This is a genomic window from Bacteroidota bacterium, assembly GCA_041658205.1.
In the GTDB taxonomy this organism is placed as follows: domain Bacteria; phylum Bacteroidota; class Ignavibacteria; order UBA10030; family UBA8401; genus UBA8401.
On the sequence record JBBAAO010000002.1, the window covers coordinates 559122 to 571374 of the forward strand.

Below are 12253 nucleotides of genomic sequence, written 5' to 3' on the forward strand. Positions count from 1 at the left end.
AATGAAACAGGTTTTTAAAAAAATACTTCTCTCTTTAAAATTATTAGACTCTTTGAGATATTTACAATCGTTGTTCTCAAAAATATCATTGTCAAATCTTCAAAAGGAAATTGCGTATCGAAAAAATGGATTGCCCGATAGATTTCCAACACCTCCATCAAAACTGATATTCCTGATAATACGATCCGTATGGTCGTTTGAATATTGGCACTCAGGTCTAGCAATTATTAACGATCTTCAATCACATTGTGAACGGCTTAATCTAAACTCGAAACAGTTCAAAAGAATATTGGACTTTGGTTGTGGTTGTGGAAGACTTACACGACAATTGACACGATTCAAAAATGCAGAAGTATATGGCACGGATTACAATGAACATCTTATCGCATGGAGTTCAAAGTACCTCACGAATAGTCATTATACTTGCAATAATCTTAAACCTCCGTTGGCGTATCAGACGGAGTATTTCGATCTGGTAGTTGCTCGTTCTGTCTTTACACATCTTGATTACCAATTACAATTTGATTGGATTGACGAGCTTTATCGGATCATTACGCCCGGCGGGTACCTGTATTTTACAACACACAGTGAATTGTCAACCCTTAGTCTTGGAGAACACCTTATCCATCGTTTTAAAAAAGAAGGATTTGTTTCTCAAAACTCAGACCTTCAAGGGGATAACAAATGTGCCGTGTATCAATCCAAAGACTGGGTATATACTAATTTAGCAAAAAAGTTTTCCGTTGTTGAATATATTCCCGGCAGACTCGAAGAACATCTTGGTCAGGATATATATATATTCCAAAAACCAAAGTAACTCAATCTAATGTAATAACACAGATTTCTATAGCGGGATTCTTTGGAATCCGTTCCGGTCAGTTGGCAAAAAAAGAAAGGCTAAACAATGAAATCGGTTATGGTAACTATTTTTCTATCGTTTATTCTCCATAGCATATCTTCAGCCCAAATTCTTCCAAAGAAGTTCTGGAATTTATTACAAGAAAATAAAATGGTGTATTCTATCCCTCGCAATTATTCGCAAACTCCGGTTCTAAAAAATGATGATGTTGAGTATGATTTTGCAATAAAGTCCAAAGATAATACATTGGAAATACGTTATAGGATATGGCCCATTATACGGCTTCAGCAAAACAGTAATACTCTATCTGACGGAATGTTGTTAACAATGGCGTTGAACATTTCCGGCGGCAAAATGGTAAATCCACAACCATTTCCGAAAGAAAATGTTGAAGAAGAGTTTGGTGCTGATAAAGGGTTTACGGCAATGGTTCCCACGAACTCAGAATTTGGCAAAGGGTATAAAATGTGTATGATCAATGTTATTCACAAAGAAAATGTTGCCGATGCCTATACGTTTTATTTGTTTGATGATCCACAATCCCTTATGCAGGTTCTTGGAAATAGTGAAGTATTTCATGCGCTTAAATTTAAATAACTCATGTTAGCAGATGGAAAAAACATGAATTATATCACCCCTACGGGGCTTGACTGATGATGCTTGTTCATTACTACAAATATTTCGCTCCTAACGGAGCTTTGGTAATACGCATTTTCCTCTCAAAGTTCATAAGTTAATAGTCCCGAAGGGACGAAATATTTATAGATCGAATGATCCACCTGAAGTCAAGCTCCGTAGGAGCGACATATTAAACCATTGTAGCTGCGTTCTTGCGTAACATGAGTTAAATAATATATTTTTACTGTGAACAAGAAAGATATGAAATTGTGGAGGTCAACAAAATCTTTTTAACAAAATAAAACAACCTGACCAATTACTATTCGACTGTATCTAAATACTTCAAATAATTCTTCGAAAAGGCACTTACTATTGGGAAGACAAACAAATCTTCAGGCATACCGTATTCACGGGATTGCGGCAAACCCTTCAAATGTTTACTTTCAGTTAACACAACTCATCGATAAATATTTACCAATACACGAAAAACGGTTATATGCTTATTGGTTCCAAGCAGTAAACGTTCTCAGTGTTTTACATAGTCGGGAATACTCACAATGCCGTGGAACATTAAAATAAATGATACACATAAAATAATAGAACTGATGTATTCTGGATCAGTCTCTCCAGAAGAGTTGAAGGATGCGTTTATAGCGGCGGTAATACTCTCCAAAAAAGAAAACACAACGATGTTTTTGGCAGACTGTACTAAAATGGCTGGCGGGCATTCTCTTATTGATCTCTATTCTTTGATTACATTGTTAGAATCAATCGGTATTGGTAGAAAAATGAAAGAAGCGCTCATATTGCCATTCTTGAAATCGTCCGTAAAAGATGTGAATTACTATGAAACAGCTTGTCTCAATAGAGGCTTCAACGTTAAAATATTTCAGAATAGTCAGGATGCCATCGCCTGGCTATTGAATTAGATGTGAAACACCCTACCAACGTGGAGATCATAAAATAGGATCCGATAACATCTATTGAATACGGACTTCTTTCTCTTGTCATCCGCCTTCCTTACTGATATTGAAAACAAATATTTGTAAACTACCCGAGGCGATTGTTTTTCCTACGCATCAAAAAATATGAGCATTCGCGAATGCAATAGACTTCCGCAAATGTTTATATACTTCATTAACAACAATAATATCCTAACAGTGAATCATATGAAAACAAGACATAGCAATTCAACTCAACAAACAAGACAACAGTTTATTTATTTCTGTTCTCTTATCCTCATCATTGCCGGAAATCTTTACTCTCAAACGCACTTATTTCGAACGGCTCCGTTGTTTCAAGATAATATGGTGTTGCAGCAACAAAGTAATGTGCCAATCTGGGGAAAAGGTATTCCCGGAACAACGGTGTCCATCCGAACTTCCTGGGGAAAAACTGTTTCTACTGAAGTGAACACGGATAGTTCGTGGATGACAAGACTCTCTACGCCAAAAGCGGGTGGACCGTTTCAGATTACTCTTAAACACGGTACCACTTTATCGATCATTAAAAATATTCTCATCGGCGAAGTATGGTTATGTTCCGGACAATCCAATATGGAGATGCCGCTGCAGGGATGGCCGCCAAACGATACGATTATGAATAGCTCCAACGAAATTGAACAGGCGCTCTATCCTACCATCCGATTGTTTACAGTAGCCCGTTCGTTTGAGTCTTTACCAATGGAACAGTGTGTCGGAACATGGACGGAATGTTCGCCGGCGGACGTTCAGAGTTTCAGTGCAACGGCATTTCATTTTGGCAAAACGATTCACAATACGCTAAAGGTTCCGGTCGGATTGATCAATGCAAGTTTCGGAGGAACAGCAGTGGAAGCATGGATGGACAAACCATCAATAAGCGCAATAGAAGGGTATGCAGGGATTATAAAAAGACTAGAAGAAAGCCGCGATAGTATTCGTATGTTGGATGAATGGGTTGAAAAACATCTGTCTGTAAGCATTGATGAAAAAGACCCTCTCCGGAAATATGTTGGACTGAAATTTCAGGATGAGCAATGCTCGCTTCAAAATTATAATGACAAGAATTGGCAGGAGATCAATCTGCCGCTATCCTGGGAAAAAGGATCTCTTGGAAAATTTGATGGAGTTGTTTGGTTCAGAAAACAGATTGTTATTCCATCCGCATGGATCGGAAAAGATCTCAAAGTATATCTCGGCCCAATCGACGATATGGATGAAACGTATGTGAACGGACAAAAAATTGGCGAGAATCTACGTGAAGGTGTTTGGAATATTGATCGGGTGTATACAATTCCGGGTACGCTGGTTCAAGATTCACTTATACAATTGGCGATCCGCGTGATTGATCTTCGAGGAGGAGGAGGGCTTTGGGGAAATCAAACAAAAATGGTTCTGACTTCCACCACTGAGCCGTTTACAGTTTCTCTTGAAGGGAATTGGAAATACCTTCCTGTTGCTGAGTACAGATCTAACAAGTTTGCTCTGTATGGAATAACCGGAAACGAACTTGCTCAGCGTCCGAAAGTAGCGTTCGAACTTACACAAGATACGCCGACATCGTTGTTCAATGGTATGATCAATCCTCTTATTCCATTTACGATTAAAGGGACAATTTGGTACCAGGGAGAAAGTAATGTTTGGAATTACACAACCTATCATACACTATTCACTTCACTCATTACAGGCTGGAGAAAAGATTTTCAATCCGGCGATTTTCCATTTTATTATGTGCAATTGGCGCCGTTTCAATACTGGACAGGTGCAAAATTAGCTTGTTTGCGTGAAGCACAGTTGCAAACTTTATCATTGAAGAATACCGGAATGGCGGTAACGCTCGATATCGGAAATCCGACAAATGTTCATCCCACGAATAAAGAGGATGTAGGAAAACGTCTTGCTGCGTGGGCATTAGCAAAGACCTATGGGAAGAAAATGCCATATACCGGTCCCCTCTATAAGAGCTTGAAAAATGTAAAAAGAAAAATTATTCTCTCATTCGATGGAGTGGGGAAGGGGTTGCTATTGAAAGAACGAAACGGAGAACATTATTTTACAGTGGCCGGTGAGGATAAAGTGTTCAAGAAAGCAGCAGTCAAAATCGAAGGACGGAATATTGTTGTTTCCCATCCGGAAGTATTGCATCCTGTTGCTGTTCGATATTTGTGGAGCAATACTGAAGAAGCGACACTGTTCAATAATGACGGATTTCCCGCATCATCGTTTAGAACAGATGATTGGCCAGAATAAATCTGTTGGCAATGACTTTCGGTGTTTTTAATGTAAGATTGTAGTGTGTTCTTGTGATAAGGGAAAGGATCGTAATGTGATGCAAAAATATTTTTACCTTCTTCTGCTTGTATGGTTGTTTTGCTTTCCGTCGATGATGTTGGCGCAAAATTATCAACTTGTATGGTCAGATGAATTTGACAGCACACAAATTAATTTATCCGAATGGGAATACGAAGTGAATGGGAACGGCGGTGGAAACAATGAACTTCAATATTACACCAGTAGATCGGTAAACAGTTTTGTCAAAGACGGTAATTTTTCCATTACGGCTTTAAAAGAGTCGTATTCAGGGAAAGCCTATACATCTGCACGGCTCCATACAAAAAAATCATGGCAATATGGCAAGATTGAAGCACGGATCAAACTTCCTTATGGTAAAGGAATCTGGCCGGCATTTTGGATGCTCGGAACAAATATTTCCTCCGTCGGTTGGCCAAAGTGCGGCGAGATTGATATTATGGAGATGATCGGAGGAACCGCAAGCTCTACCGGCGGGGACAGAAGAGTATTTGGCACCGTGCATTGGGATCAAGGAGGACATGCAAGTTATGGATTAAATTACTCCTTAACTTCCGGTAAACTGAATGATGATTTTCACACATTCTTTATTCTTTGGGATGCGGAAAGAATAGCGTGGTACTTCGATAATTTTCAATATTGCGTTATTAACACACAACCGGCGGGATTAAATGCATTTCGCGCTCCATTCTTTATCATTCTCAATCTAGCGGTCGGCGGTAATTGGCCCGGTTCCCCGGATGCCAGTACAATTTTTCCTCAAACCATGGAGTTTGATTATATTCGAGTCTACCAAAATATTCCTACCGGTGTTCAACACTCTTCGCCGCCGCAGGTCTATTTTGAATTGGCTCAAAACTATCCTAATCCTTTTAATCCTACCACAACAATTCAATATCAAATTCCGGCATCAGGATTAGTGAGTTTAAAAGTATTTGATGTTCTTGGAAAAGAAATTGCAGTTCTTGTGAATTCACCTCAAGAATCTGGGAAACATTCCGTTCCGTTTAATGCATCGCACCTTACGAGCGGAGTATATTATTATAAACTTCAGTCCGGAATGTATACGCAGGTGAAGAAAATGCAGATTGTACAATAAGTGTTGCTGAAAGAGTTAACTCGCGCTAAATTTTGTGATCAGTTCAATAGAAGGATGTGCTGTATTAAAAAATATACAGCGCAAACGTAAAACTGAAAACCCCCAATGCAAATCCCATCAACACATCCGTAGGATAATGCACTCCGAGATATATCCGAGAAAGACCGATCAACATAACCGATACAATAAATAGCGGGATCAATACGGGAACGGCAACGCTGAATAATAATGCTGCCACTGTGGCGGCAGCAGTGTGTCCCGAAGGAAAACTATATTGATCTTGCGGCTCGACAAGATTCTGAATGTTGGCATGTGCATGACACGGTCTTTTACGCGTTGTTGACTGTTTGATAATTTTATAACAAATCAGTTCGGCAGCAAATGCCGTAATGCCAACGAACAGCCAAGTCGTTGATACATCGGTGAGAATATAAAAGACAACTGCTAACACGATCCACGCATATCCATCTCCCATTGCAGAGAAAAATTTCATGAGCTTCGTGAGCGTTAATCCTCGTCGTGCAATAATGCTGAGAATAGTCCGTTCATCCCATAATTGTATTTGATGCTTAAATTGGCCCATACCATCACTCTTTGTTGGTATCAAGATCGTCAAATGGTATGTTATCTGTATTAGGACTGTGTTACGGTATTATTACTTCTTTGTTGAATAACCGTAACTACTCAGCAGAATTACATAAAAATTCAAAACCATGCCTCCAAAACACGAAAACACGAAAGTGCACAAAAAGAATTTGAACCATTACCTCAAAAAGTTTGGTGCCAAAAAATCATAAACGTTGAATAGTTACGAAAAACCTTAATAATTGGGCATGATATATCACACTTGTCCAAAATACACTGACAAAAACAAAAAGATTCTTCACTCTCTTCTTTTCTTGACGGAGCAAGAAAAGAAGTCCGCCAAAGGCGGACGAAATTTAACGCGCGCGATGAATCCCGTTCGCTCATGCCCGTTGATGGCGCGAATCGCGCCATCAAAAGTCCCGTCATTCATCGCTTTCCCATTCGCTCAATCCTCCTAAATTTCGCGCCCACGCACTTTTTTACGATCTCTACAATACAACAATGGGGGCTTACTACTGAAATCAAAATATATTTGCCCCATTTGAGTTACTATTGCCAATTTTGTATTCACTTACAATATATTTTGCACAGTTATTATTATATATTCAGACAAATAAATCTTGAAATGCATGCTTCACAAAATATCTGCTGAACATTCCCTTGCTTTACCATGAAAGTAGTAATATTTTTCACATACCACTCTACCGGTTGCGAACGAAATCTTCTCACATTCTAGTTGAAGGGGCCTTTGTGAATTTCCTGTGCGAAAGTTTGCAGCTATTTCTTTTTCAGCAATAGACGAAATACTTCGTCTTCTCTTTCGCCTCTCCTTCGTCGTTCTCCACCCTTATATATATTTGGGAGGCCACTTCCATGAAAAAGACAGATACGAAAAAAAATCAGTCTTATTTCCTCCGCCTATACGCTACCATCAGTCAAATCAATCAAATTATTGTGCGGGCAAAAGACCGCGACGCATTGTTTTCCCAAATTTGTCATGCTGCCGTTGAAAAGGGGAAATTCAGGATGGCGTGGATTGGCTTGATTGATGAAACAAGCGGGAAAATCAATCCGATCGTTTTTGCTGGTTATGAACACGGGTATTTATCGAACATCAATATCGAGATTCATAATACAAAACTCGGAAAGTGTCCTACCGCGGCTGCCGTTCGCGACCGGCATTGTATAATTTGCCAGGATATTTCTACCGATCCCCGTATGCTTTCTTGCCGAGAACCAGCATTAGAGCGTGGTTATTCTTCATCTGCCGCAGTTTCCTTCCGAAAAAAAGGACATACCATTGGCGTACTCACAGTGTATGCCTCCGAAGCATTAAGTTTTAGTAAAGATGACCAAACGTTGCTTAATGATATAGGGAAAGATATTTCTTTTGCATTGGATTCGATGGATGCCACTCGTGAACGCCAAATTGCAGAAGAGGCATTGCGAAGAGAATTGGAAGTGAATAAAGCAATGACCGATCTTTCGAGAGCCTTAATTTCCAGTGAGTCAGACATTCAATGTGTAGCAGAATCTACGCTTGAATTTGCACGATCGTTGACGGGAAGTACTCACGGTTTCGTTTCGTACATCGATCCGCTGACTGGTAATTCAATAGCCTATACGCTTACTTCGATGATGAAGAGTGAATGTCAATTGACCGGGAACGATCGAAGGATGGTGTTTCCAGTCGGTCCGGACGGGCGTTACCCAAAACTGTGGGGCCACGCATTGAATACTCGTCAAGGATTCTTTACAAATGATCCTGTCTCTCATCCCGCCTCCAGTGGTATACCTGTTAACCATATACCATTAAAAAATTTCCTCGCCGTTCCATCATTGATCAACGATACGCTTGTTGGCGAAGTGGTAGTGGCAAATGCTCCTCACGATTATACAAATGACGATTTAACTGTTGTTGCAAATTTGAGCAGTCTCTATGCGATGATGGTGGAGCGGAATGCAACGGAAAAAAAAATGCGCGAGAGCGAGCATCAATATCGGACACTCATGCAGAAACTTCAAGTTGCTGTGGTTGTGCATGGATCAGATACACAAATACTCTCTTCTAATCCAATGGCACTTAAAATGCTTGGATTGTCCAACGAACAATTGCTTGGGAAAACGGCCATTGATCCTGCATGGCATTTCCTCCGTGAAGATGGGAGCACAATGCCCGTTGAAGAATATCCAGTGAATCGGGTAATGTCGTCAAAAAAATCTCTGCGGGAATACGTTGTAGGTATTTTTCACCCCGACAGTAAAATACATACATGGGCATTGATAAATGCTGATCCTGTCTTTGCGGAACAAGGCAATATCGATAATGTGATTGTCTCATTTGTTGATATTACGGACCGAAAACATACCGAAGAAGCTCTTCATCTTGCCAATCAATATAATCGTTCGTTGATTGAAGCGAGCCTCGATCCGTTAGTGACCATTGATGCACACGGAAAAATTACCGACGTTAACACCGCAACGGAAACGGTCACTGGTTATCCAAGGACGAAACTCATCGGCACAGATTTTTCGGATTATTTCACTGAACCGGAAAAAGCGAGAACCGGATATCAGAAAGTGTTCAATGCCGGAAGCGTTCAAGATTATGCATTGGTTATTCGACGTAAAGACGGCCATCTCACTCCCGTGCTGTACAATGCATCCGTATATAAAGATGCCTCTGGGACCGTGATTGGTGTTTTTGCAGCAGCGCGCGATATGACGGAACAAAAAAAGGCAGAAAAGGCCAATGCAAAACTTGCGGCAATCATTGAATCATCGGACGATGCTATTGTGGGAAAAACTCTCGATGGCATTATTGAAAGTTGGAATGATGGTGCGGAACGAATTTATGGATACTGTGCGGGGGAGGTAATAGGGAAAAATATCTTTTTCCTGGCTCCGGAATCTTGCAAGAACGAACTGGCTAATATTTTGGAAAGAATACAAAAAGGTGAGCATGTTCGCCATGTTGAAACAGAGCGTATACGAAAAGACGGAACGCAAATCGCTGTTTCGTTAACGGTCTCGCCATTAAAAGATGAGTCAGGAAAACTTATTGGTGCCTCGTCCATCGCACGGGATATTACAGAGAGAAAACACACAGAAGAATTATTGAAGAAAAGTGAGGCCCGTCTTATTGAGGCACAGCGATTGGCACATTTCGGATCGTGGGAATTGGATTTGAAGAACAATCATCTTCAGTGGTCGCCCGAAATATACAATATCTTCGAAATTGACCAGAATCAATTTGGTGCCTCCTATAACGCATTTCTTAACGCCATTCATCCGGAAGATCGAGCCAAAGTAAATGAAGCGTACACCGTTTCCGTACAGAATCGTACTCCTTACACCATAGACCACCGTCTGCTATTTTCGGATGGCAGATTAAAGTATGTTCATGAGCAGTGTGAAACGTTTTATACTTCCGATGGAAAACCGATTCGTTCTCTTGGTACTGTGCAGGATATTACCGAACGGAAACGTATTGAGGAAGACCTTCGGATTGCTAATATTTACACCAGAAGCCTCATTGAAGCGAGTCTCGATCCGCTGGTAACCATTAGTGCCGACGGGAAAATCACTGACGTGAATGCGGCAACAGAAATTGTCACCGGGGCAACGCGGAAAGAATTGATCGGCACAGATTTTTCGGATTACTTCACGGAACCGAATAAAGCCCGTGCAGGGTATCAGGAAGTATTCAACAAGGGATTCGTTCAAGATTATGCATTGGAAATCCGTCACCGTAACGGAAAGGTCACTCCAGTATTGTATAATGCAACAGTATATAAGGATATTTCTGGAAAAGTGATTGGGGTGTTTGCCGCAGCACGAGATATCTCTGTTCAAAAAGCAGCAGAAAAAGAACGGGAACAATTCTTCACATTTTTCCAGCTTTCGCCGGAATTGATGTGTATTGCAGATCCGAATGGGTGTTTCAAAAAAATAAACCCTGCATCTATGCAGCTGCTTGGATATTCGGAAAATGAACTGCTCGCGGAACCATTTATCGATTTTGTTCATCCCGAAGACCGGCAGCCGACACTGAATGAGATGTCGTTACAACTTCAACGAGGATATTCACTCAATTTTGAGAACCGTTATCGCCGCAAAGACGGAACCTATATTTGGATGTCATGGAAGGCATCGTTTAACAAACATGAAGGGCTTACCTATGCTTCTGCACGGGACATCACGGAAACGAAACATGCTGAACAAGCATTAATACAAGCCAATGAGAAGATGGAAACCATCTTTTCCAATACACAAATATTATTCGCATTGTTGGACACTGATTTTAATTTTATTCGAGTCAATCGTGCCTATGCTGAGTCGGACGAGCACACGACTGATTTTTTCCCGGGTAAAAACCACTTTGCACTTTATCCAGATGCAGAGAATGAAGCGATCTTCAAGACTGTATTGAAAAGCCGAAAAGAGTACACCACTTTCGCTAAGCCGTTTCAATATCCGGAGCATCCGGAACAAGGGATTACGTATTGGGATTGGACACTCAGTCCTATCCTCGGATCCAGTGGAAATGTTATCATGCTTGTATTTACGCTGTTGAATGTCACGGAACGGAAACTGGCAGAAATTGAAATTAAGAAACTGAACGAGGAATTAGAACAGCGAGTTGTTGAACGAACTGCACAGTTAGAAGCAGCGAACAAAGAACTTGAAGCGTTTGCCTATTCCGTATCGCATGATCTTCGCGCGCCTCTTCGGAGCATTGATGGATTCAGTCACATTCTTCTTGAAGATTATTTGAATTGCCTTGATGATCAGGGGAAGGATTATTTACATCGTGTCCGCACTGCAGCACAGCATATGGCGCAACTGATTGACGATATGCTAAATCTATCACGAATTACGCGAAGCCAGCTGAACATTCAATCGGTCAATCTAAGTGACATCACAACGGAAATCGATGCTGAACTTCGGCAGTTTCAACCGGAACGGAATGTCGAGCTGCTCATTCAAAAAAATGTGACCGTCCGCGGCGATGCCCGTCTGTTAAAAATAGTATTGGATAATTTATTGAGAAACGCTTGGAAATTTACGTCAAAAAATGTTTCCGCACATATTCAATTTGGTATGAGGAAGGTAGAAGATAAGGATGCCTTTTTCGTTCAAGACGACGGCGCAGGATTTGATATGGCATATGCAGCAAAACTCTTTGGCGCTTTTCAACGCTTGCACTCTGCATCGGAATTTCCCGGGACCGGTATAGGACTGGCAACTGTGCAGCGTATTATTCATAAGCATGGAGGCACTGTGTGGGCAGAGGGAAAACTTAAACAGGGAGCAACATTTTATTTCACCATTCCATAAGGAACACTATCATGGCAAACAAAACAATATTGCTGGTTGAAGATAATCCCGATGATATCGAATTGACTCTTCGGGCGTTGAAAAAAAATAAAATCATGAATGAAGTAATCGTAGCACACGACGGAGTAGAAGCGTTGGACTATATGTTTGGCAGAGGCGCTTATGAGCGCCGGGACTTAACAATGATGCCAACGGTCATTCTTCTGGATATTAAACTTCCGAGAGTGGATGGAATGGAAGTCTTGCGGAAAATTCGTGAACATCCGAAAACCAAACTTGTTCCCGTGGTGATCCTTACTTCATCAAAAGAGGAACAAGATCTGATAAACGGATACAGTCTTGGAGTCAATAGTTACGTCCGCAAACCGGTTGATTTCTCACAATTTGCTGAGGCTGTGAGCAATCTAGGCCTGTATTGGTTGCTGTTGAACGAAATGCCTCCCGCTCTAGGAGAATAAT

The 12253-nt window shown here is 40.9% G+C and carries 8 protein-coding genes; 7 read left to right on the plus strand and 1 reads right to left on the minus strand.

Features of this window, described 5'->3' with window-relative positions; all coding sequences use genetic code 11:
* The first annotated feature begins 1 nt into the window (after position 1).
* The 5 genes from WDA22_14285 (at position 2) to WDA22_14305 (ending at position 5866) form a co-directional block, all read left to right on the plus strand.
* Complete coding sequence (locus WDA22_14285; protein ID MFA5834644.1) at positions 2–817, plus strand: class I SAM-dependent methyltransferase; 816 nt, start codon at positions 2–4, stop codon at positions 815–817.
* 99 nt (positions 818–916) lie between these two features.
* Complete coding sequence (locus tag WDA22_14290) at positions 917–1456, plus strand: hypothetical protein (GenBank protein MFA5834645.1); 540 nt, start codon at positions 917–919, stop codon at positions 1454–1456.
* 578 nt (positions 1457–2034) lie between these two features.
* Positions 2035–2406: a hypothetical protein gene (locus WDA22_14295; protein MFA5834646.1), complete on the plus strand. Its 372-nt coding sequence runs from the start codon at positions 2035–2037 to the stop codon at positions 2404–2406.
* Between the two features lie 240 nt (positions 2407–2646).
* Complete coding sequence (locus WDA22_14300) at positions 2647–4707, plus strand: sialate O-acetylesterase (GenBank protein ID MFA5834647.1); 2061 nt, start codon at positions 2647–2649, stop codon at positions 4705–4707.
* A gap of 79 nt (positions 4708–4786) precedes the next feature.
* Complete coding sequence (locus WDA22_14305) at positions 4787–5866, plus strand: family 16 glycosylhydrolase (GenBank protein MFA5834648.1); 1080 nt, start codon at positions 4787–4789, stop codon at positions 5864–5866.
* A 64-nt stretch (positions 5867–5930) separates the two neighbouring features.
* On the opposite strand, the gene WDA22_14310 is transcribed toward WDA22_14305, so the two are convergent.
* Positions 5931–6449 carry a phosphatase PAP2 family protein gene (locus WDA22_14310; GenBank protein ID MFA5834649.1) on the minus strand — a complete coding sequence of 173 codons (519 nt, stop codon included), beginning with the start codon at positions 6447–6449 and terminating at the stop codon, positions 5931–5933.
* Positions 6450–7327: 878 nt separating this feature from the next.
* Between WDA22_14310 and WDA22_14315 the strand changes: the two genes are divergently transcribed.
* Positions 7328–11794: a PAS domain S-box protein gene (locus tag WDA22_14315; GenBank protein ID MFA5834650.1), complete on the plus strand. Its 4467-nt coding sequence runs from the start codon at positions 7328–7330 to the stop codon at positions 11792–11794.
* A gap of 11 nt (positions 11795–11805) precedes the next feature.
* Positions 11806–12252 carry a response regulator gene (locus tag WDA22_14320; protein MFA5834651.1) on the plus strand — a complete coding sequence of 149 codons (447 nt, stop codon included), beginning with the start codon at positions 11806–11808 and terminating at the stop codon, positions 12250–12252.
* Position 12253: the final 1 nt, after the last annotated feature.

Bases quoted from the DNA above. Each gene is read 5' to 3' on its own strand.
- WDA22_14285 (MFA5834644.1), top strand. From the start codon at position 2: ATGAAACAGGTTTTTAAAAAAATACTTCTCTCTTTAAAATTATTAGAC.
- WDA22_14305 (MFA5834648.1), top strand. From the start codon at position 4,787: ATGCAAAAATATTTTTACCTTCTTCTGCTTGTATGGTTGTTTTGCTTT.
- WDA22_14320 (MFA5834651.1), top strand. From the start codon at position 11,806: ATGGCAAACAAAACAATATTGCTGGTTGAAGATAATCCCGATGATATC.
- WDA22_14315 (MFA5834650.1), top strand. From the start codon at position 7,328: ATGAAAAAGACAGATACGAAAAAAAATCAGTCTTATTTCCTCCGCCTA.
- WDA22_14300 (MFA5834647.1), top strand. From the start codon at position 2,647: ATGAAAACAAGACATAGCAATTCAACTCAACAAACAAGACAACAGTTT.
- WDA22_14290 (MFA5834645.1), top strand. From the start codon at position 917: ATGGTAACTATTTTTCTATCGTTTATTCTCCATAGCATATCTTCAGCC.
- WDA22_14310 (MFA5834649.1), bottom strand. From the start codon at position 6,449: ATGGGCCAATTTAAGCATCAAATACAATTATGGGATGAACGGACTATT.
- WDA22_14295 (MFA5834646.1), top strand. From the start codon at position 2,035: ATGCCGTGGAACATTAAAATAAATGATACACATAAAATAATAGAACTG.